This is a genomic window from Oceanirhabdus seepicola (genome assembly GCF_023684385.1).
In the GTDB taxonomy this organism is placed as follows: domain Bacteria; phylum Bacillota; class Clostridia; order Clostridiales; family Clostridiaceae; genus Oceanirhabdus; species Oceanirhabdus seepicola.
Window position 1 is genome coordinate 1304845 of sequence record NZ_JAGSOJ010000001.1, and the last position, 23533, is coordinate 1328377.

General features: G+C 29.1%; 19 protein-coding genes and 1 other annotated feature. Of the genes, 6 read left to right on the forward strand and 13 right to left on the reverse strand.

The annotated features are described in order from the left end of the window. Positions 1–259 precede the first annotated feature (259 nt). Both KDK92_RS05750 and KDK92_RS05755 read left to right on the forward strand, forming a co-directional pair. Positions 260–868: a cyclase family protein gene (locus KDK92_RS05750; protein ID WP_250858210.1), complete on the forward strand. Its 609-nt coding sequence runs from the start codon at positions 260–262 to the stop codon at positions 866–868. Between the two features lie 436 nt (positions 869–1304). Next, complete coding sequence (locus tag KDK92_RS05755) at positions 1305–1943, forward strand: Type 1 glutamine amidotransferase-like domain-containing protein (protein ID WP_250858212.1); 639 nt, start codon at positions 1305–1307, stop codon at positions 1941–1943. A 62-nt stretch (positions 1944–2005) separates the two neighbouring features. Here KDK92_RS05755 and KDK92_RS05760 read toward each other — a convergent pair whose 3' ends face one another. Then, entirely contained in the window at positions 2006–2641 is a 636-nt protein-coding gene (locus KDK92_RS05760) for a hypothetical protein (RefSeq protein WP_250858214.1), read from the reverse strand. Between the two features lie 294 nt (positions 2642–2935). Next, positions 2936–3251, forward strand: a binding site (T-box leader). A gap of 164 nt (positions 3252–3415) precedes the next feature. Between KDK92_RS05760 and KDK92_RS05765 the strand changes: the two genes are divergently transcribed. Continuing rightward, the gene (locus KDK92_RS05765; RefSeq protein ID WP_250858216.1) at positions 3416–5071 is read left to right on the forward strand and encodes a glutamate--tRNA ligase; all 1656 of its coding nucleotides are present in this window, start codon (positions 3416–3418) and stop codon (positions 5069–5071) included. 90 nt (positions 5072–5161) lie between these two features. Here KDK92_RS05765 and KDK92_RS05770 read toward each other — a convergent pair whose 3' ends face one another. The 4 genes from KDK92_RS05770 to KDK92_RS05785 form a co-directional block, all read right to left on the reverse strand. Continuing rightward, on the reverse strand, positions 5162–6145 hold the full coding sequence (locus tag KDK92_RS05770; protein ID WP_250858218.1) for a phosphotransferase enzyme family protein: 984 nt from the start codon (positions 6143–6145) through the stop codon (positions 5162–5164). Between the two features lie 71 nt (positions 6146–6216). Next, positions 6217–6813, reverse strand: a complete 597-nt coding sequence (locus KDK92_RS05775) for a GNAT family N-acetyltransferase (protein ID WP_250858219.1) — start codon at positions 6811–6813, stop codon at positions 6217–6219. Positions 6814–6901: 88 nt separating this feature from the next. Next, on the reverse strand, positions 6902–7681 hold the full coding sequence (locus KDK92_RS05780; RefSeq protein WP_250858221.1) for a GNAT family N-acetyltransferase: 780 nt from the start codon (positions 7679–7681) through the stop codon (positions 6902–6904). Positions 7682–7783: 102 nt separating this feature from the next. Next, positions 7784–8191, reverse strand: coding sequence for a GNAT family N-acetyltransferase (locus KDK92_RS05785; protein ID WP_250858222.1), 408 nt, complete (start codon positions 8189–8191; stop codon positions 7784–7786). Positions 8192–8846: 655 nt separating this feature from the next. Here KDK92_RS05785 and clpX point away from each other — a divergent pair. Continuing rightward, positions 8847–10127 carry an ATP-dependent Clp protease ATP-binding subunit ClpX gene (clpX, locus tag KDK92_RS05790; RefSeq protein WP_250858224.1) on the forward strand — a complete coding sequence of 427 codons (1281 nt, stop codon included), beginning with the start codon at positions 8847–8849 and terminating at the stop codon, positions 10125–10127. A gap of 157 nt (positions 10128–10284) precedes the next feature. On the opposite strand, the gene KDK92_RS05795 is transcribed toward clpX, so the two are convergent. The 3 genes from KDK92_RS05795 to KDK92_RS05805 all read right to left on the reverse strand — a co-directional run bounded on the left by KDK92_RS05795 (position 10285) and on the right by KDK92_RS05805 (position 12639). Then, on the reverse strand, positions 10285–11256 hold the full coding sequence (locus KDK92_RS05795; RefSeq protein ID WP_250858226.1) for a phosphotransferase enzyme family protein: 972 nt from the start codon (positions 11254–11256) through the stop codon (positions 10285–10287). Positions 11257–11538: 282 nt separating this feature from the next. After that, entirely contained in the window at positions 11539–12099 is a 561-nt protein-coding gene (locus KDK92_RS05800) for a hypothetical protein (protein WP_250858228.1), read from the reverse strand. 129 nt (positions 12100–12228) lie between these two features. Further along, complete coding sequence (locus KDK92_RS05805; protein ID WP_250858230.1) at positions 12229–12639, reverse strand: hypothetical protein; 411 nt, start codon at positions 12637–12639, stop codon at positions 12229–12231. 244 nt (positions 12640–12883) lie between these two features. On the opposite strand from KDK92_RS05805, the gene KDK92_RS05810 reads away from it, so the two are divergent. Next, positions 12884–13237, forward strand: a complete 354-nt coding sequence (locus KDK92_RS05810; RefSeq protein WP_250858232.1) for a winged helix-turn-helix transcriptional regulator — start codon at positions 12884–12886, stop codon at positions 13235–13237. A 63-nt stretch (positions 13238–13300) separates the two neighbouring features. Here KDK92_RS05810 and KDK92_RS05815 read toward each other — a convergent pair whose 3' ends face one another. Beyond that, positions 13301–14455, reverse strand: coding sequence for an iron-containing alcohol dehydrogenase (locus tag KDK92_RS05815; RefSeq protein ID WP_250858234.1), 1155 nt, complete (start codon positions 14453–14455; stop codon positions 13301–13303). Between the two features lie 522 nt (positions 14456–14977). Between KDK92_RS05815 and KDK92_RS05820 the strand changes: the two genes are divergently transcribed. After that, the gene (locus KDK92_RS05820) at positions 14978–15472 is read left to right on the forward strand and encodes a flavin reductase family protein (protein ID WP_250858235.1); all 495 of its coding nucleotides are present in this window, start codon (positions 14978–14980) and stop codon (positions 15470–15472) included. A 142-nt stretch (positions 15473–15614) separates the two neighbouring features. Here the strand turns inward: KDK92_RS05820 and KDK92_RS05825 are convergent, their stop codons facing one another. From KDK92_RS05825 to KDK92_RS05840, 4 genes are all read right to left on the reverse strand, one after another. Then, positions 15615–17219: a sensor domain-containing diguanylate cyclase gene (locus KDK92_RS05825; RefSeq protein ID WP_250858237.1), complete on the reverse strand. Its 1605-nt coding sequence runs from the start codon at positions 17217–17219 to the stop codon at positions 15615–15617. A gap of 273 nt (positions 17220–17492) precedes the next feature. Beyond that, on the reverse strand, positions 17493–20651 hold the full coding sequence (locus tag KDK92_RS05830) for a glycosyltransferase (protein WP_250858239.1): 3159 nt from the start codon (positions 20649–20651) through the stop codon (positions 17493–17495). Between the two features lie 254 nt (positions 20652–20905). Further along, positions 20906–22291 carry a right-handed parallel beta-helix repeat-containing protein gene (locus KDK92_RS05835; RefSeq protein ID WP_250858241.1) on the reverse strand — a complete coding sequence of 462 codons (1386 nt, stop codon included), beginning with the start codon at positions 22289–22291 and terminating at the stop codon, positions 20906–20908. Between the two features lie 324 nt (positions 22292–22615). Further along, positions 22616–23479, reverse strand: coding sequence for a hypothetical protein (locus KDK92_RS05840; RefSeq protein WP_250858242.1), 864 nt, complete (start codon positions 23477–23479; stop codon positions 22616–22618). Between the last annotated feature and the right edge of the window lie 54 nt (positions 23480–23533).

Sequence of the window (23533 nt, forward strand, 5' to 3'; positions counted from 1 at the left end):
TTTAAATTTTAATATTCGATATTGTTTGACATGTCTATTTTTAGGGGACGGTTCATGAAAACTAAAATAGGTTTATGTTGGACAAGCTAGGGACGGTTCATAAAAACTTTATGAGGCTAACTTAGACGGGCTGGGGACGGTTCATAAAAATTGATATTGTTTACATTGTACAAGCTATAATTTTAGTGTACTATTATAGAAATAGATTTTAGATTTTATACTATAAGATAGTTTAAAAATATACTGAAGAGGTGATTTTATGCTAATCGATATAACTCAAACAACAAGAATAGGCCGTGAATATAGAACTGGTTCTCCTGCATTAAAAGTGAACCATATAGAATGCACTAGTGACAATCACACATATAAAACTATAGAATTTTCATGTGCTACTCACAACATGGGTACACATATAGATATGTGTGGTATTGATATTCCACTTGAAACAGAGAGATTAATCGGTGAAGGAATAAAATTTGATGTTTCTCATATCATAGATAGGCCTGTTATGTTAACTGATCTTGATTTAGATTTAGTTAAAAAAGGAGTATATGTATTCTTCCAAACAAACTGGGATAAATATTTCGAAGATGAAGAAAAATACCTTACTCATCCAGAAATCCATATAGAGGTAGTTGAATATCTTGTATCTCGCGGCGTCAACATGATAGGAATAGATACCCTTGGAGTTGGATGTGGTAAAAACCACGGAATAATAGATGTTTATCTTGCAAAAGAAAAATGTTATGCTATTGAAAATCTGTGTAATCTTGATAAGATTCCTACAAGTGGTTTCAAAGTTTACAACCTTCCAACTAAAATTGAGGGACTTGATGTTTACCCTACAAGAATACTAGTTGAATTTTAGATAGACAAGTAATGACAAGTTGGGGACGGTTCATAAATTTATATTCATAGCTTGGACAATCTTGTGATTAGATACTTCGTAGTTTGTGTTGTACAAGCCATATTGAACTTTTAATGAACCGTCCCCAACATAACATGCCATCACACATAACTAAATTTACTCTTCTATCTTTCTTCTTAAAGCATCACACATCTATATATTTTTATTGAACCATAAAATAAGATTAGAATTCTTAAATATCTATTCTTTTGATATCCAATATACCTCTTCTACCTCATCTTTTCCTGTACCCCCACGATTACTATTGATAGCTGCGTTCAATCTATTTAATATTATATTTCTTTATCGTTGAATGATTGCCTTTAATGATATACTATAATTTGGTATAATCCATTATAATACTTTTAAATTAATGGACATAAGGGGATGATACTAAATGCCAAAACTCATATTATACAGTGATCAAATAATTGGAAAAACTAAGAAAGTAGACAATGAACTTTTAAACCTACTTGAAAAAAATAATCCTTCTATTGGATACATACCATCTTGTTCAGATTTTACTAGAAAATATTTCAATCAAAGAATTGAATACTATAAAGCTTTAGGCATTCATGACCTTCAATATTTCGATATTGATAAAGAATACGAAGAAACAAGAATTATGGATATTTTCAAATGTGACGCAATACATCTTTCAGGTGGTAATACATTTTATTTTCTTCATCTACTGAAAAAAAGAGGTTTCATAGAATTACTAAAATCATACGTAAATAATGGTGGTATACTAATAGGCATTAGTGCAGGGAGCATTATTATGACTAAAACAATAGACCTAGCTGGCTATGGGGAGGATAGTGATGAAAATATAATAGGACTTGAAATCACCGATTCTTTAGGCTTTGTTGATTTTGAATTTTATCCTCACTGGGATGGAAGTGAAAACATTTTAGATTCTTTGAATACTTATGCTAAAAAGAAAGACTGTGCAGTTTATGCTTGTAAAGATGGAGATGGAATTGTTATTAATGATGATGAAATCAAATTAATTGGTGATATTTCTAGGATAGGCTAAATACTTAATTTTAATATAAATAAAATAAAAAGGCGCTTTTCACGGCGCCTATTATAATATACTTATTTCCTATCAATTTTTCTTATAATATCATCTAATTGTTCTTCTTTTAATTCTTCATTCAATGTTGAAGCTAAGACCTTCATCATGAATTCAACTAAATTTCTTCTATATTTCTTATTATAATCCGGTCTTTTTAGCTTCTCATACGTACCCAAAGCACCAAATGTTATTACCTGAAGTTTATTTTTAAGAGGATTCTCTTCCATTTCCCTTATAACTTTAACACCTGTTTCATAAATATCCTCATCATTTGTTGGACACCAAGAAGGAGCATCATGTAGGTATGGTGATTCTTCTTTTTTAGATGGATAAAACACTTTAACCACCTTCTTTAAAAGGGAATCTCCTTGATTATATATCTTTCCAGATACATATCCTACTTTGACAATAAGGTCTTCCCTTATATCTATAATGTCATATATATTTTTCTTAAGAATCTCTTCATCCTCATCATTAAAAAAGTCATTTATTGATTTAATAAATATACTATTCACACCTAAATCTACTAATCCAGTATCTGCACTATGGGCTCCTACTATAGATAACCCCTTCAAAGCATAAATATATGCTTCTTTCAGAATCCTATTATCATCTTTTTTAATATCATATTTTTCTAAACATTCTTCACTAAACATACGTAAACACCTCTTATTTCATTAAATAATTTAATTGATAATATTAATTTTACTGTATTTTTAAATAATTTTCCGTTTCATGGGTTACTCATATAGGAAAAATATGCAAATAATAGATAACCCGCTGACAAGCTAGGGACGGTTCATAAGTATTATGTAAATGAAAATTGTCAGTTGGACGAGCTTGTTGATAACTTATTATGAACCGTCCCTGCCTTGTCCTAACTTGTTTATTTTTCCAAAAACCCCTTTACATTTTTTTTTAACTCTGTTATACTTTTAAAAAATCAATTAATAAACACTTTGAAGGAGAATAGTATTCAGTTTTATCTGGTTTAAAGAGAGTTGATGATGGTGGAAATTCAACAACTAGACCTGAAGAAAGAAGCTCTGGAGTGGTGTTCAGAAATCCATTAGGTTTATTCTTATGGTGATTACGAACAAGGTCTGCTTAACCTTACATAAGCACAGTATGTTAGTACTGATAGAGTGGATTCTATGAAGTATACTTATTCAATATATTTCTTTAATATTTTATGATTTAGTATACACAAATAAGTTGGAGAATCAAATTAGGTGGTACCGCGAAAGCTATGCTCTCGTCCTATGTTTTAGGATGAGAGCTTTTTTATTTTCACTTTTAGGTCACTCATATCAGCTTTTATGCGTATGAACATAAATAGCAAGTCAAAGATACACACCATAAACCTATGACTAGTTATTTACTTGAATATGCTCAGTAACTAAACTATAAATTATTAGGAGGAAATATTTATGAATAACAAAAAATTAGCAGATTTACTTTTTCCACATGTAGATAAAAAAATAGATTTTTATTTTAATAAATATCCTAGGAGAAATCTTGCTCCTGAGAAAATTGTTTCACGCTACGCACCTAGCCCTACTGGTTTCCAACACCTTGGCGGAATGTTTGCTTCTCTTATCTATGAGAAATCAGCTCATCAGAGTGATGGAGTTTTCTTTATTAGAATTGAGGATACAGATCAAAAAAGATTGGTTGCTGGTGGTATAGATGATGTTATTTCAGCCTTAAAGGAGTTCAATATTCCATTTGATGAAGGAATGATAGATGCTCATAATTATATAGGTGACTATGGACCATATATTCAAAGTGATAGAAAAGAGATTTACCAAACATTTGTTAAAAATTTAGTTGAGAAAGGATTAGCTTACCCTTGTTTCTTAACGGAAGATGAGATTTCAAATATAAGAGAAAAACAGATGAATGAAAAACTACTTCCTGGTTGCTGGGGTGAGTGGGCTAAGTATTCTGATTGTTCCTTAGAAGAATATGAAAAACTTATACAGTCAGATGTGACCTATGTAATAAGATTAAAATCCCCTGGTTCACCTGAAAATAGAATTGATTTTATAGATTCTATACGTGGGAAAATATCAATGCCTGAAAACATTCTTCATGTAGTATTAATGAAGAATGACGGACTTCCAACATATCATTTTGCTCATGCTGTAGATGATATGCTAATGAGAACTACAGATGTTATACGAGGAGAAGAGTGGCTTCCCTCTGTTCCAATACACCTTCAGCTTTTTGATGTATTAGGCTATCCAGCACCTAAGTATGCACATATTCCTACATTAATGAAAATGGATGGAACATCTAAAAGAAAACTGAGTAAAAGAAAAGATCCTGAGCTATCACTAGATTATTATAGAACTAAAGGATATGATTTCTCTATTGTTAAAGAGTATCTACTAACGCTTATAAATTCTGATTACGAAGATTGGAAGAGAGATAATCCACATTTATCACCTGATGAGTTTAAAATATCATTTTCCAAGATGAATAGCGCTGGAGCGTTATTTGATATTGATAAACTTAATCATATAAGTAAGGATAGAATTTCTTTAATGTCTGCTGAGGAAATCTACACTAAATGTTTAGAGTGGAGCGAAAAGTATGATTCTAAGCTAAATACTCTACTTAAATATGATAAAGAGTATTTTATAAATATATTAAATATTGACAGACTATGTGATAAACCACGTAAAGATATTGCAGTATGGAGCGAAGTATTTGATTATATTTCTTACTTCTATGATTCATTGTTTTCTATTAATGATTCTCAAATCAAAGATATGCTTCCTTCTACTTTATCTTTATCTGATGCAAAGTCATTTATCTCAGGTTATCTTGATAACTTTTCTTTAGGTGACTCCAAAGAAGTGTGGTTTAATAAACTTAAATCTTGTGCAATAGACTTTGGGTTTGCGAAAAATAAATCCCAATACAAAAAAGCCCCAGATCAATACAAAGGGGTAGTGGCAGATGCTGCATGTATTATACGTATCCTCCTTACTGGTAGAACATCATCACCAGATCTTTTTTCAATTATGAAAGTACTTGGAGAAGATAGAGTATTAAAAAGATTAAATTATTTCAAATAAGACAAGTCGGGGACGGTTCATTAAATCTTACTCCAGAGCTTGTACAAACTCTGGAGTAAGATTTTTATGAACCGTCCCCACTATTCACTTTTAAATCTCTTCATAAAGTTTTTTAAAGTCTATATCTACAAATGGTATGTTGTTTCTAATTCTTTCTTCTGTTACTTCAATATAATCCTTTTGCCATTTACCTAAAGAATCAGGATATGAACTTCTATATATAGAACTTAACAATATGAATTCTCGTAGTCTGAAAAACTCATTCAACTTTTCAATCCAGAACATATCAATTTTATTCTCTTGCTTATATCCTTCCATAAAAGTCTTGAATAATTTCTCATTGGGCTCAATATCAATATTCTTTGGATCGCCACCAAGAATATAATAAAATAAATATACTGCGATATCATAAATAAACCAATTGTATTCACATTCATCAAAGTCAATAACAGTTATATTGTCGCCATCATAAAGCATATTACAAAAAAGATAGTCACCATGAATCACTCCATAGGATTCTTTAGTTTTAGGCAATTGATTTAACCTACTTATAAGCTCATCCAATTTATTATGAATGCTTTTGTCTGGTATTACCTCTTTAGCTATTTGTAAGTATTGATTTTTATCCCACGCCTCTCTTTTGAAATTCCTTTCTGTATTTTGTACAATTCTATGCATCTTTCCTAATGCTTTACCTGCATTAAAAATATTTTCATCACTTTGAGGTTTTTCGTTCCAGTTTACCCCCTTTACTTTTTCAAAAACACAAACGAAATATGTTTCTTTATCACTCTTGATTTCTTCAACATAATCAAGTGACGGAAATTTCACTGGTTTAGTAACTGGAGCACCATTTTTAACTAGTATATTAATGAGTTCAATTTCTTCTCTTAACTCACTTTTATTCCTATGAGAATTATCAGTTATACGAAAGATGTACTTACGACTATTAAGTTGCCCTTCATAAATGAAATTTTGATATCCACCTAATTCATTTAATTCAGTTATATTATATTTCTGTTTTATTACCTTTTTTATGTTATTTCTAATATCATTTATAATAGCTTCTTTCATTGAATTAACCTCCTTAATCTAATCAACAAACTTTTATCAACATGTATTTACCATGTTTTTAAACCATTTTCTTAGATCCAAAGATTATTCTCAGGATAGTTCAATTTGAAGTTTTTCTTTGATTCATCCCACTCTTCTCTAAGCAAGTCCATATACATTACATCACTGTTATCTCCACTTCTACTGTCATAACAGCCCTTTCTAATTATGCCAATCTCCTTGAAACCTAATTTTTTATAAAAGGTTTGAGCTCTTTTATTATCGTTCATAGTTGTTAATTCAATCTTAATTAAATTTAGATTTCTGAACATATAGTCAATGAAGTGAGCAAGTGCATCCTCTCCATATCCTTTCCCCTGTTCATCCACTTCACATATTTTTATTCCAAACTCACAAATTCTATTTCTCTTATTCCAACCACCATAATTCATTTCACCAATTGGTTTCATATCCCCTTTTGTACAAACAATGAACTTCTTCCCTTCTGGAAACAGCTCATTCTTTTCCATTTCTTTCTGTACCTGTTGTCTTATAGCCTCTTGGCTATTCATTAACCCATATGGGAAAGTAGCATGCTCCATCATTGCCCCATTATTCCACCACTTATATAGATATTTCTCATCCCCTAATTCATATTGTCTGATTACAACTTTATTTCCAATTATCATATCCATTCCCCTTATTCTTTAAAATGTACTGCCTTTTTTGGTTATATATGATAGTTCAAACCCTTCTATAAAATTTTATTAACCTCATCTACATGTTTTCAGCCCAGAAGTGTGCTGGCACATCTGGTCTTTCATCAAACCCTATTTTCTTTGCTAAAGCAAGAGACTCTTTTCTGAAAGGCCAACAAGACCAACTAGGTGTTAGGTTTTCTGCTAGACACCCTTTTATAAAAGCTAGTGCACAAGCTTTCCCAAGACCTTTCCCTCTATGGTCTTCATGTGTGTAAATATCTATTTCGGCTTCTTCTCCACCAACAAAAATAGACACACACTCACTTACAACTTCTTTTCCTTTCATAACACGATAACCCAACTTCTTATCTACACAATCACCTAGTTTTTTTTCTTTGCTGTAGTCTTCTAATTCTTCTTTTTTCATAGGTTGTATATGATATTCTGAGGATAGGGGTTGTGCCGAACTTGCTATTTCTTTGAATCTCTCTAGGTTAAAATAAAAAACTTTTCTTTCTATCCTTATAGCTCCTTTGTCTTTTAATAATACATCCAATTTATCCCTTGTGGTATCCTTAAAAGCAAAGAGAACCATTTCTTGCTCATCCATTTCAGGTAATAATTTATTTAATATATAATCTCTTACTTGTTCCATAAAAATATCATCATCTGACATAAGGTACATAAAACCACCTTCTTGGTAGATAAATGCACTTTTGGGATAGTTACTATCATCTACAAAAACACTTCCCTTACTATTCTCTTCGATGATGGCAAAAACTAATGGTGTACTATGTTGTATCCCCTTAAATAATGGTATTACTTTTGAATAATCCTTATTTTCCAATTTGATCATAACTGTTACCCTCCTTGTATATTTTTTTTATTCGTCTAGATTATCTAGAAATTGTGCTAACAAGTAATTTTTTCTTCTTTTAAAATCATGTCTACATACTATTTAATCAAACTTTATAAAACTAACCAAATCAAAACTATCACTTTGCTTGAATCCATAAGCTTCATAAAAACCTTTTGTCTCCTCGCCGTTATCAGTTAAAAGAACCTTATGTCGTATATGTTTATACTTATCAAGTATTAGGTTTAACAGTTGCGTCCCTATTCCTTTTCTCTTTTGATTCTTTTTCACAATTATATCTTGAATATAAAGAATTGTTTCTCCATCCCCAACTATTCTTATTAATCCAATAAGTTCATCTTCTTCCCATGCTGTTATAACATCTTTTGAATTCTCTATTGCCCTCATTAATTTTGGTATATCCTCAGTATATGATATCCAACCTGCATCATCATAAAGTTCTTTAATCTTATTACTGTCTAAATTTTTAATTTCTTTATAATTTATCATTCTTATCTCCTCTAAATTGCCTTATTTAAAATTTTCGCGAAACCTTAATAACTTGTCCACTCAAGATTTATTCCACCTATGACTTTTCTTATGAACCGTCCCTGACTTGTCTTAGCTTTTCTTTCTTTAATATTATTTTATATTTTTATGGCTCTTTTTTATAGGTGCAGATTAGTTATAATCATTTACTACCTAAAGCATATAAAATTTTTCACATATGAAGTATCTCTTATAAATACTATTATAATTAGGCTTAACTATTATTTAATTTAATCATATAAATAATTTTCTTTTATCTTCCAATTATTTCATTTATTATACAAGTAATTTATATTATAATAAAGTTAACATATTATTAAATTATAGGTTACTTTTTCAAAAAATTATTTTATCTGTATATTGTTTTCACTCTATTTTCTATCTTTAGAAGATCAGGCTGTTTAAAGAGTTCGAGATCAAGGAACTAGGCGAACGCGCAGCTGAGTGTACGCATTATGTACTCGAGCAGCACAGAGAGCCTTAGTGACGCCGAGATTGGGCTTTTTCAACAATCTGAATTAATCTTAATACATTAATTTTATATATAAAACATTACTGATTGAAAGGGGGATTTGTGGGAGATTATTAATTGGCTCACTCTCACTGAATAAAAATTATGAAGAAATTTAATGATAAGAAAACAATCCGTTGTAATTTTTGTGGGAAACCTGAATCCCAGGTATCCAAGTTAATCACAGGTCCTAAACATGTATTCATTTGTGATGAATGCATTGAATTAAGCTATGAAGTAATAAAAAATGAACCTATTGGAAATATTCAAGAAAACTTATCATCACTTCCAACACCTGTTGAAATTAAGAAATACTTAGATGAATATGTTATTGGACAAGATAGAGCAAAAAAAGTTCTCTCAGTTGGGGTATACAACCATTACAAACGGATTACATTCAATGTAAAAGGCGATGATACTGAACTTCAAAAGAGCAATATTCTACTTATTGGTCCTACTGGATCTGGTAAAACATATTTAGCTCAAACACTAGCAAAAATGTTAAATGTTCCATTTGCAATTGCAGATGCTACAACTTTGACTGAAGCAGGCTATGTAGGTGATGATGTTGAAAATATTTTAACTAAATTGCTTATGAACGCTGATTTTGATGTTGCCCGGGCTCAAAAGGGTATTATTTATATAGATGAAATTGATAAGATTGCTAGAAAATCTGAAAATCCATCACTTACTCGTGATGTTTCTGGAGAAGGCGTTCAACAAGCCCTCCTAAAAATATTGGAAGGTACTACAGCTTCTGTTCCTCCAAAAGGTGGTAGAAAGCATCCCCATCAGGACTTTATACATATTGATACGTCTAACATATTATTTATCTGTGGTGGAGCCTTTGATGGAATACATAAAATCATAGAGCAACGGACCACTAGTAATACCATGGGATTTGGAGTTGAAATTCATTCAAAATCTCAGAATAATTCAGATAAAACCATGAAAAATCTTATACCATCAGATATCCTTAAATTCGGTTTGATACCTGAATTCGTAGGAAGACTCCCAATTATAATCACATTAACTTCATTAGATGAAGACTCTCTAGTGAAAATTTTGTGTGAACCTAAAAACTCATTAGTGAGACAATATAAAAAATTATTTAAACTTGAAGGGGTTGAACTCCAGTTCACAGATGATGCATTAAAAGAAATTGCAAAGAAAGCAACTGGCAGAAACACAGGTGCCAGAGGACTACGTTCAATAATTGAAGATGTTATGACAGATATTATGTTTGAAGTTCCATCGAAAAAAGAGATTCAAAAAGTAATAATAACAAAGGATACGATTAAAACATATATTCCAGAATATATCTTCTCTGATGATATATCTTTCATTTCTAAACGAAAAAAATTGCATCAAATAGAACCAGCATAATTAAAATATTAAAGCAATATACAAATAGCTTGAACAAACTATCTGTATATTGCTTTTAAAAATTTAAAACCTCGGCATATCTTTAATTTGTGCTTTATTAAGGATTAAGTTTTTTATTAGATTTTTTCTGATATCTATACTTTAACTAAGATAATTATTATAACTCAAAATCTCCTACATTAAATTCAATCAAATTCTTAATAAATTCTTTCTGTCTCTCACTTTCATCAGTTTCCAAATCAACAATTGCCCATAAACCTTCATCTATAAATACAAATTTTAAAAGATCATTCCAAGCATCCTTCTCTACCTTATTTAACTGTGTATATTCATAATAGCCATCTTTAAATACCGTCCACTCTTCTTTAGAGAACATTCTTGATGGTGCTGTTTCCATCTCATTATTAAAGAGTATCAATGCTAATGCCAGATCAATTATCCTTGGCACAACTCCTCCATTATCAGGATCTATAAGCGTAGGAATTCCCTCTTCTGAGTATACAAGATTATTCCCTTTATAATCCCATGAACAATCTACCATTGGAAAGTCTCTATCTCCAACATTATTATAATTTGAAGCTATTGCAGCTTTAATCCATTTCTCAAATTCCTCTAAAACTTCACTTGAGATTATATCTTTATATCTTTCCTTTATTATTTTTATATCATCATTTACTTCCTCTATAAACTCATCATCAAATGTCTCGAATTTAAATCCACTTTTGAAGAATCTCTTATTTTCACCTGCTTTATGTATTTTTCCAAGTAGTCTTCCTGCATTACGAATATGCTTTATACTTCCATCGAATCTTTTCCCCTCTATATACGGATATAAAACCCATCGTTCCTCTTCAGCAACGCAAGTGATAAATTCTCCATTTATAGCTTTAATAGGTGAGACACATTCAACCCCTTTATTTCTTAATTCTTCTTCCCATTTAAAAAGCTCCATTGCCTTCTCTTCATTTTCTTTTGTTTTCTTAATTATAGCCTTTTTACCATCATACATGCACATGAAGACTGGAGAGTATCTATATATAGATTCACCATTAAGTTCCTCCAATTTCCCCTCAATGTTAAATTTTAAGTTCATCATATCTACTACTTTTCTATAAAGTTCATTCCCCATTTTAAAATCCCTCCTCTTTTGATTTCATTTGTTATAAGAATAAAATTTCACGTATTCCGTTTGTATTAAATAATTATAAGCCATATATATATTCATATCAAATTAGGATGGTTCTTCATTCCTTCAGAAAAACAAGTTGGGGACGGTTCATAGATATTTCTTATTTAGCTCGTCCACCCTCTGCTCATAGATTCTTATGAACCGTCCCTTACGTATACAAATAACGGGCTTACTTAAGTAAGCCCGTTGTTTGTAAATAAGAGTTCTGTTAATATGAAAATTCTAATTATATACAGGTCTGAAAAGATGAACCTTCCAAATGTCATCATTCTTTTGTAAGGATATCTGTTTTCTAATCTCATCAATTTTAATTTCATCACCCGAAATAGATGTTTGAACTAATTCAATATTATAGTAATATACAAGCATTGGTTGTTCCTTATCTTTTTCAGTATTATCTATATTTTTTTCTTGATACTTTTCAAATTCTATGTTCTTTACTTTGATATAGTATTTTTGTTCATAAGGTTCTTTAATTCTTAGAGTAAAGTCTCTGTTTGCTTCAAGATTCTGAAATAATGAGTCAGATAGAAAAGATTTAAATTTTTCTTCATACTCATTAAGAGAACTAATAAATTCTTGTGCTTCTTCTTTTTTGAAACCAGAATTCATTTTTTCATAAAATTCAAAGTCTGACTCTTCCACTGTATAATATAAATTCAACCAATCTTTTGCATTTTTTTGTGCCTCTTGTTCATCAGTATTTTTAGTATTACAACCTACAAAAATAAAAGTAATAAAAATCACCAAAATTAAGGAATAAATCTTTCTTGGCGTCTTCAAAATATCATCTCCTAAAAACATAGTTTACTAAATTATATAACTATTGGTATACTTTATCAATAGAACTTAAAAAACGCTAGAATTCCCAACAAATTCTAGCGTTATCTCTCAAACCATTATAAAAATACCTTATTCAAATTTTATCTCTATATGAGCATTTTTCAAAAATAGCCCTTTCAAAACAAACTTATATTTACCTTTAGGCAATTCTTTATTTCCAGTTATTTTTTGATTTTCTCCTTTGCTAAATGAAATATTATCTACAGTATTTCCATTAGGATCTACTATCTCCATTTGAATGTTACCACTTTTAATTGAAGCACTTATCTCATATTCAGAGGCTTCATTAAATTCATATGTACGCTCTTCTATACCATAGAAATACTCAATATCCATCACTCTGTTGTTTATATTATCATTAATTGTTGTACTACTGTATGTAATACCCTTCAATGAATAAGATATTATAAGTGCAATTATTAATATTACACTCACTATTATAAGAAACTTTTTTGATATATTAAATCTGCCTTTTTCCATGTTTACCCTCCAATATTATATTAACAATCCTTCGTTCAAGTAACACTATAATTCTATACTATAAAACTATATCAATCAATTATTATATAATAATAAAATTAATAAAATAAATAGTTAATTTTAGTTTAGACAATAATAATTTAAATATATATTTCCTAAGCTGTTAAGTACGAACTTTAAAGTTATGATATACTTATAGAACCACAGTAATAAAACGAAACTATAAAGTTCAAGGAGTGATTTTTTGCCAGAAGATAGAACTAATAAAGTAAGTTGTAGCAATTATAGATGTGAAATAGAAGTTGCTCTTGAAATCATATCAGGAAAATGGAATGCTTTAATATTATGGACTCTTGGTACTGAAGGTACTAAAAGATTTAGTGAATTGAAAAGATCTCTATCGGGAGTTACTCAAAAAATGCTTACACAGCAGCTAAGGACTCTTGAAAAACATGGTATAGTTACAAGAACTATTTATCCTGAAGTTCCTCCAGTAGTAGAATATTCATTAACTGAAATGGGAAAAAGGTTAATTCCAATATTTAAGGATTTAGATATATGGGGAAAAGAATTTATAGAATATAGAAAGACTCTATAAAAAGGTTGGACGATTAGTCCAACCTTTTCTTATAGGGTAAAGTATTATTAATCGGGTTATATATTAAACTCCATAATAAGCTCTATTGAATAACTCTTTCATTTGTTCTACAGATATTTCTCTTGGGTTTGTACCAGTACATGGATCAGCTACAGCGTTCTTAGAAATATCCTCAAGGTTAGCTAAGAACTTAGCTTCTTCAACACCAAACTCTTTTAATGAAGTTGGTATGTTCATAGCTTTATTTAAATCTCTTACAAATTGAACTAAAGATTTAACTAGTTCTGCTTCGTTAGCGCCTTTTAATCCTAATCTTCTTGCTACATCTGCATATTTAGCTCCTGCAACTTCTGCATTGAACTCAATAGCAATTGGTAAATAAATCGCATTTGCACATCCGTGAGGTACTGCAAAGATTTTACCAGTTTTATGTGCCATACTGTGTACAATTCCTAATATAGCATTAGAGAATGACATACCAGCTAAGCATTGAGAAATATGCATTTTAGCTCTAGAATTTTCATCACCTTTGAAAGATTCTACTATATAATCTTGAATCATTTCGATTGATTTCATAGCTAAAGCATCAGTTAATTCGTTACTCATTGTTGATACGTATGCCTCTAAAGAGTGAGTCAATGCATCCATACCAGTATGTGCAACTAATTTAGCTGGCATTGATTGTGCTAAATCAGTATCAACAATTGCAATATCAGGTGTGATATTGAAGTCAGCTATTGGATATTTAACTCCTGTTTCAGTATCAGTGATTACTGCAAATGATGTTACCTCACTTCCTGTTCCACTTGTTGTTGGGATTGCTGCATATCTTGATTTTTGTCTTAACTCTGGTAAGTTAAATGGTTTAGCAGCTTCTTCAAATGTAAATTCAGGATACTCGTAGAAAATCCACATTGCTTTAGCAGCGTCCATTGGAGAACCTCCACCTAAACCAACTATCCAATCTGGTTGGAAGCTATTCATAACTTCTACACCGCTCATTACAGTTTTTACAGATGGGTCAGCTTCTACTCCCTCTATTAAAGTAGTTTCCATTCCTGCTTCTTTTAAGAACTTTTCAACCTTTTCTAAAGCACCATTTTTCTTTACAGCACTACCACCTATAACAATAGCAGCTTTTTTACCTTTTAAGTTTTTTAATTCTTCAATTGTACCTTGTCCAAAGTATACATCTCTTGGTATTGTAAATCTTGCCATTTTAATTCCTCCTAAGTTTTAATATTTAAAATTTTCTGTTTTCAACTGATGTATCTATTATTAATTTAGTTACAAGCATATAATTAATCTGAATATTATATAGCTTTATCCCTCTCGTTTCATTGCACCCACAATTGTTTTCCCGAGGACAGTTACTATTCTAAATCATATTTAATATACTGTGAAGTAGGCACTTTTCCGTATGGTAGTTTATATTTGGAACCCTAGTTTCCAAAAAGTAACCTATCCTTCTGGGGACGGTTCATAAGTATTTATACTATTGAGGCTTGTACTAAACGATTATAAGTTTCTATGAACCGTCCCACGCTTGTCCGTTCAACATGTTTATACATCAATACTGATTGATAATAAATAATTAATACTATATAATTATAGAGATTCCAGTATTAACTAAACTTATACATACTCAAAACGCATAGAAGAACTGCGATTTTGAGATGTATAAATTAAGTTATACTATGGATTCTCTATATATTAAAAATTCTTTAGGGAGTGAAAATAATGAAATTCAATGAAAATCTTGAAACAGCTATGGAACACCTTCATAAAAGAGGAGCTTTTTTAACTGTAAAATCAGGAGATAAATCAAACACAATGACTATCTCATGGGGAAGTGTTGGCTTCATGTGGAAGAAACCTGTTTTTATGGCATTGGTTCGTCCATCAAGATACACTTACGATCTTATAGAAAACAGTGATAGTTTTACTGTAAGTATTCCATATGATGATAATATGAAAAAAGCATTAACTATCTGTGGAACAAAGTCTGGTCGTGATATAGATAAATGTGCCGAAGCAAATATAGAATTTATCTCTAGCAAAGAAGTATCCTCACCAGTAGTTGATAATTGTAATATGTATTATGAGTGTAAAATTCTTTATAAACAAGCAATGGATCCAGCACTAATATTAGATGATTCAGTTGAGGAATGTTACAAAGGCGACAATTACCATACGTTATATTATGGTGAGATAGTAGCTTGTTACGAAAAATAAAAAGAGACATACTAGGGACGGTTCATAAGTATTTATACTATTCAGGCTTGTACTAAATAGTTGTAATTTTTTATGAACCGTCCCCGGTTTGTCCCATTATGGCAGTTGTTAACAAAACTCTCAACTCGATAAAACCCTTGCTTTATTTATTAAATTTATCTTTGATTATTTTAATATCTTTTTTTATTTTTCGTTTTTCATCATACATTTTCTTATCTGCCTCGTTTATTAGATCATCAATATATTTTTCACCCTGAGGTTTATATTCAGCAATACCATGACTTATACTTATTATATACTTTCTATTTTCTTCATTATTTACTTTCTTAAACTCTTCAACTACTCTACACCATATTCCCTCGGCTCCTTCATATTTTGTTTCAGGGAATACAATTAAAAATTCATCTCCACCTAATCTAATGATAAAGTCTTCATCTCTGATATTCTTCTTTAAAATATCCACAGAAGTTTTTATTAACTCATCCCCTGCATCATGTCCTAAGTTGTCATTAACATCCTTTAATCCATTAATATCAATAAAACAAATACTTATTTGATTCTTATATTCCTTTGACTTACTAAATAATTCTTCAAGCTTATTAATACCAGCCCTTCTATTTAATACTCCTGTCATAATATCAAAATCTGCAAAATATTTTATTTTATCCTTCGAAGCTTTATTTATGGCTGTTAATGCAGCAATAATACTACTTATACATGCAATTGCTATAAAAATATATATATTTTTATATAAACTATTTATTATAATTTTTACTTCATTTCTTAAACAATAGCCCTCATTACTATCTAGAGATACACGTGAAACAACTTTATAACCTTCCGTATGTGAATTCATTTTAATACAATCCTTATCACTAGGTATTGTATTAGTGAATGTAAACAACCCGTTTTCTGTTATAAATTGACCTTCTTTTAATTTATTTATTTTATCCCACTCATCTGGAAAATCATTTTTAAAACTAATATCTTTTTTATTTTCAAACATAAAAGCCCATTCTTTTTCGTGATTATTATTAATTAAATAATAGCCTTCTGCATTTAGTAAGTATATTTTTTCATTCCCATTTTTTGAAATTCTTTTAAAATCTTCAATCAAGTTACTAGCTAAGTAATTTAGCACTATTACACCACTAACTGTACTCTCACCGTCATAAATAGGTGTTGAAAACCTAATCATAGGCTTTATAGGTACTTCAATAATACCTTTCTCAATATTTAAATCAAATTTAGATACAAATATTTCTCCGTTTTTTAACTCTATTGAATCTTTAAAATAATATCTTTCCCGTTTATTCTGCAACTCATTTTTAGGTACTATCATTGGATTTCCATTATTACTATTAACCCTTATTATTTCATTTCCAACCTTATCTAAAAATCTAATTTGATCATATACACCTTTTGTTTTAGAAAACATAAGCCATTCTTGTTCAATAATAAAGCTACTATTTTTAGATGAAAACTCTTTATTAATTGTATAATTTTCTGCTATATATTTAACATCCCCAATAACATCATTAAAATATCTGTTCAGAATAGACTTCTCTGTATTTATAATATTTAATTCACTATTTTTTAATATATATTCATCTGTTTTAATCCTGTTGTACTCAATAAAAGAGTAAATACTTATGAATATTAAACTTAAAATAGTAAAAATCATCACTGCATTCTTTATTAATACATTTTTATACTTTTTGAAAATCTCAATATTTCCATATTCCATACTATCCCTCCTTACTTATTTTTGTCTAACAGAAAAAGATAGCTTCATTTTTATTTCGATATATTAAATAATAACTTTATATGTTTTTATTTTAACAAAAACATATAATTAAATCATCAAAAAAAACCTATTTTCAGATTACATATTTTTACCTGTCTGAAAATAGGGTTATAATTATTTCTCACTAAATTTTAAAATTTATTATTTTAAATTTTGAGAATCGTCCTGTATTCTCCTTGATGAATTTAATGTTCTTAAAAGTTATATCATCCTCTAATCTAAACACTCATCATAAATACTCAAAAATTTTCTGGAATGTTGAACAAATCCATGATTTTTTTCAATCTCAACTCGTGCATTTTTCCCAATAGTTTCATACTTTTCTTGATTCATCTTTAATGTATTAATTATTGAATCTGCTAAATCTTTATAAGATCGATGATTTACTAAAAATCCAGTCTCCCCATCTTTAATAATCTCTTTTAGTCCCCCAATATTACTTGCAATAACAACTTTACCACAAGCCATTCCTTCTAATGCTGATAATGATGTAGCTTCTTCTACATTATTAGACGGTATAGATGGAACTACAATGATCTTAGCCATATTAAAATATTTAATTATTTCATCATGTGGAACACTTCCTAATAACTTAACATATTGATTTAAATTATTATCATTTATATAATTAATTATATTATTTCTCTCAATTCCATCTCCTGCAATCAATAACTTAAAATCATTAACTCCTCTTTCAATTAACTCTTTTGCAGCTTGCACAACATATATTACTCCATTTTTAGGTACAAGTCTTCTAGGAACAAAGATAAGATTTGATTTTTCATTTATAGACTTTATTAATTCTAATTTTTCATTTTCACTAATACACTTAAATTCTCTATCATTAATTGCATTTTTAATAACAACAATGTTTTCGTCATTATCTTTATTTAATGTTTTTAATACATATTTTTTTATTCTATTATCAACTGCTATAATTTTATTTGATATTTCATAAGCTCTTTTTTCATATTTCAAGAAGTAATTATATATATCTCCTCCATTTAACATCGCACCATAATCTGAATTTTCAAAAGTAAAATAACCATGAAGAGTCGAGATTATAGGTATATCAATCTTAAACTTCTTTAAAACATTATATGCTGCAATAGTAGAAATAACATCATGGCAATTTATATAACTTACATATGATACCAAAATCTGTTTTTCTATTTTGCTTTCAAGTTGCTTTTGAATATAATAAACAAGACATACAAAATTTTTATCTATAGCATCGGTAATATTGTTAAAATTTATATTAAACTCCTTTTCCACCTCTTTAAAATTCACCTGTATTCCTTTTATCGGATTATAGGTAATTAAATAATTTGATATTTGATTAATATTTAATCCTTTTTGTAAAAGATATAAATGTATATGCTTACCACCAACAGCTTTTCCCCCTTTGGGATCATCAGCAGAAACTATTAATGCTCTTTTGTTTTTAAAAATATATTCACTATTAATATCTTCATTATTAACGCCTTCTACTAGCCTTACATTTTCTTTGATTTCATTTTTAACATTCTCAACATCTATATCACTATTTCCCTTACATGCTTTTCCTAACCAATAATTTGTTTCTTTTATAAACATGTTTATTATCTCTTTATACTCATCATTATTAGGATATTTCTTTGACTCAATTAAATAACTCTTAGCAAACATAGTATAATAATTTTCTTTTTTATTCTCGAAATCTTTGTTTATATTCAGTTGAATAAAATACTTTCTTATCAATAAATCAATAAATTTAATTTTACCTTCAACAACTAATTTTAAACCACTTAAATTCTTTATAAAATTAGAATCATGCTGCCTATAATAATACAATGGTTGATTTATATGAACATATTTTGTAGTCAATATATTATCAATATAATACGGTACGTTTTCTTTTGTATAATTTAAAATAACATTTTTAATATAATCTTTTCTCCAAAAAGCTGTATCAGGAATTGGAGATGAAAAGTTTTGAAAAATATCACTTAAAACCTCAACTCCATTGTTATAATTTTTAAATTTAATTTCATTTATAATTTCACTATTTTTATCAATAGCATAAAAATCACAATAAGCAAACTTAATATTATCATTTTTATTCATCTCATTAACATATATACTAATAGTATTTTCATTAATTTTATCATCACTATCAACTCTTGTAATATACTCACCATTACTTCTTTCCAAGCCATATCTTAAAGTATCTAACTGTCCAGAGTTTTGTTTATAAAAATATCTTATTCTTTTATCCTTAAATGATTTTATTATATTTTCAGATTCATCAGTAGAACCGTCATTTACTATAATAAATTCTATATTTTTATAGGTTTGATTTAAAACGCTTTCAATAGCTTCTTTTAAAAAGATTTCCCTATTATAAACTGTCATTATAACACTTACTAATGGTTCCTCTATTTTCTCTTTTAAAATTGAATTATTTAAATCCTTAACCATATCTAATAATTTATTAATCTGCGCATCACAAGTATACTCTTTTTGAACAAATTCCATATATTCTTTTGAGCTATAATTATTATTACTTATCATCTTTACTGCTTCCTCTATGGTATTCCAAATATATTCTTCAGGATAAATACCTTTTGCTCCAACAAAATTATGAATTAATGGTTTAATACCTTTACTCATCCCTTGCATAACACTCATATTTTGTGATTCAAGTACACTTGTACATAGTATATAATTCTTATTTTCTAACCATTTATCTATATCCTTCTGCCATCCTTCATAAATCACACTATTTTGCAAACCCATTTCTCTTATCATATGTTGAAAATATAATAGATATCTTTCATCTTGAAACGCTCCAGCGATATATAATTTATACCTATTATCTTTATCATAAATAGCTTTAAATGTATGCAGTAATAACATAGGGCCTTTTTTATGGTTAATGTACCCTACATAAGCTATATTGAATCCTTTTTCTCTTTCCTTAAAATTATATTTATCTAAATCAATACCATTGGGAATTACAATTGTCTTTTCTTTATTAATACTAACTTTACTTAATACAATATTTCTTATATGCTCTGCCACAAATATAAGCTTATCAACATTATCCCAATTAACCCGAGTAACATTATTTGTAAGAGCTTCATAACTGTGTAATCTACAAATAATCTTTTTCTCTTGCGCCAGCTCTAACTTACTTCCATAAATAACAAGTTGATCACACCACTCAAACCAACATATATCTGCCCAATCCATACCTTCATCAATTTGCTTCAAATCAGTAACTATAACTTTTTTTGTCTCGTATTCTTCAGATAATCCTTTAATTATATAATCAATAAAGCTATCCCCTTTAGGAATAACGAAGAATATAATCTTTTTTTTCTCTTCCATTCATTACACCTTTATAAAATTACTTTCTATACCATTATATTAATAACAATTTTTTTCATTACAATTCCAATAATATTATTAAGACACAAGCTGTGCACAAGCTGGGGACTGTTCATAAATACTTATACTCTTCAGGCTTGTACTGAAAAATTATAAATAATTATGAACCGTCCCCGTGCTTGTCTTGTTTACTATAATTCTTGTGAACCGTCCCTAGTTTGTCTCATCTCATACTGCCTTAAACATCCATTTCTCTACTCACTCTTATATTCTTTAATTTTATCATTTTCTTCAATGGTAACATTTAAAGTTTCAATTCCATCTTCCAAATTACATTCAAATAATTTAATAACCTTATTATCCTTGAATAAACAGTCTGATATTATAAAATCATAATCATGTACCATATGAATATCAAAAAAAGCATTTTCTATATCATTGTTTATAAATTCACTATTATTGAACAAAATATTATCGCAATCTCCGTTCACTTCTATTCCAAATTCTCTTCCATTATCTAAGAATCTTGATTCAATAATTTCAATACTTTTAGAATTTTGTATGCTCATTATTCCGTTAATTGTTTCTTTTATTTTAGAGTTCATAACCTTAATATTATTTGAATTCTCTATCTTTAATCCTTCTGAATTGGCACCGAGAATTTCACATTCTATAATATTGATACTTTCACAATTCTCAAGTATCATTCCTCTTCCTATTATATTTTCATCTGTATTCTTTCTCATAAATTTAATGTTCTTAAAAGTTACATCATTACACCCTGTTAATTTCATTATATCTGAGTAATTTGAATCACAAATAATTGTTACATCATCCTCAATACCTTCTATAGTTATATTATTAAGTCCCACCAATTCAAATTCATATCCATCTTTAGTTTCCTTATACTCAATGTATGAATTATCCTTTTTAAAATCTCTTAAATCATATATACCATTTTTCACTTTAATCGTTCTATAAGGTGCTATAGCATTAACAAGTTCTTCAGATGTACTAACAATTACATCGTCTATTTTCTTTAATTTACTTTGAAATATTGATATCTTTCCATCAATTAATTTCACATTTTCTGTTGAGGTAATCAAATTGTTTTTGAAGTCATAAATATTCACTTTAAAATTATCTTTTTCTATTTTGGGATAAACATACTGCGTCTTATTTATATCCAGTTTTGGTGTAATAGGTTCATTATTCTCATCATATATTTGATATTTTGCTGAAGTATACAATTCCTTATATCCCTCATACGTCAATAATCCTTCTATAGCTTGTCCTATCCCACTTATATTATCTCTAACATATATCTCTAGTAAAATCTTGTCACTTTCTTCTTTAATAATTTTCCCATCATGCTCACCATATACTATTATATTTCCTTTTGAATCTATTAAAGCTATCTTAGGTATCTCTTCTCTTGTAATTACTTTATTATTTTTAATATCTATCCATTGATCTTTATTGTCTTTGATAAATATGGTATCAGCCTCTTCAATGATTTTTCCCATAACATTATTATCAATATCCTCAAGTGAATATCCTTTATCCCCTATTACCACAGTAAATTGTGGAATATCTGCAAAAACACTCATCCCAAATAGAATACATATTAACAATACCATTACTATAAAATTCCTTCTCCTACACTTATACATGTTCCTCACTATTCCTTCCCGTTCAAATACTCCTTATAACTGATCATTTATAAAGAATTATTGTTATTTTTTTCCATGTATTTATTATATCATACTCTTTTTATTGTTTTCTATATTTTTACAATCAAAAATATTCATGAATTTTTTGTTAAACACCAAAAACCATGCATGCCTGAAACTCTTAAGATGGAAAACAATATTTCGTGATTTTTTTAAACAAACTCACCATGCAATGCATGGTGAGTTTGAATACTCTTATACGATTTTAAATTGACTTTTTATTAAAATTTATTATGCTGATACTATACTTACAGTTAGCTCATAGTTACCATCAGATACAGGCGCACCAGAAGAATCTATTAAAGATGCTCTTATATCTGTATTTTCACCTTTAAATTGAACTAAATAAGGTTTAAGAATTGTTATAAAACTTTGAGCATCTGCTGGTGGACTACTTATTGTAAATGCTTCGCTATTTATAGTATAATCTGTTCCATCAGGATTAGTTACAACTATCTGAACTTTATAACTTCCGGTAGTGTCTCCTAATGCTTTATCATCTCTTGATACATAACCATTAGTTAGACTTTCATAATTAAAAGTATCTGTCGCACCAGTAACTGTTGTAGTGTCATCATTTTCATATAACTGTACAGATATACTTACACCTTCTGGGATATCTACAGCTGTTGAAACTGTCCATTTTCTATTAGCGGAACCTGCCACTAACGCAACAGTTATACCTGTTGTAATTTCTAGGCCTCCAGAAAATTGTACTTTATAACCAGCTATATCTACACCTAAATTAGTACTCTCATCATATACTTCTAATGTCAATTGCCTAGTTTCTATTTTATTAACATTTATTCTAGTTTTCGTATCAGTGAAAGAAGTAGTAGCTCCCGCCACAGGGGTACCTACATCATCTTTTAAACTTACATCTACGTTTGTATCTCTTGGAATATCCCCATCTGCATCAAATGTCCATAATTTATTCTCAGAATCTGCCACTACAGAAACAGCTAAACCTGTTTTTACTAAACCATCAGCAAGATCTACTGTATAACCAGTTATATCTACACCTACACCACCATCTAATACCTCTAATGTCACTATTTGACCGGCTATCTTCTTAACGCTAATTCCTATTGCCATATATTGTTATCTCCTTATTTAATAGTTTATTAATTTTTATAATTAGTAAAGTTC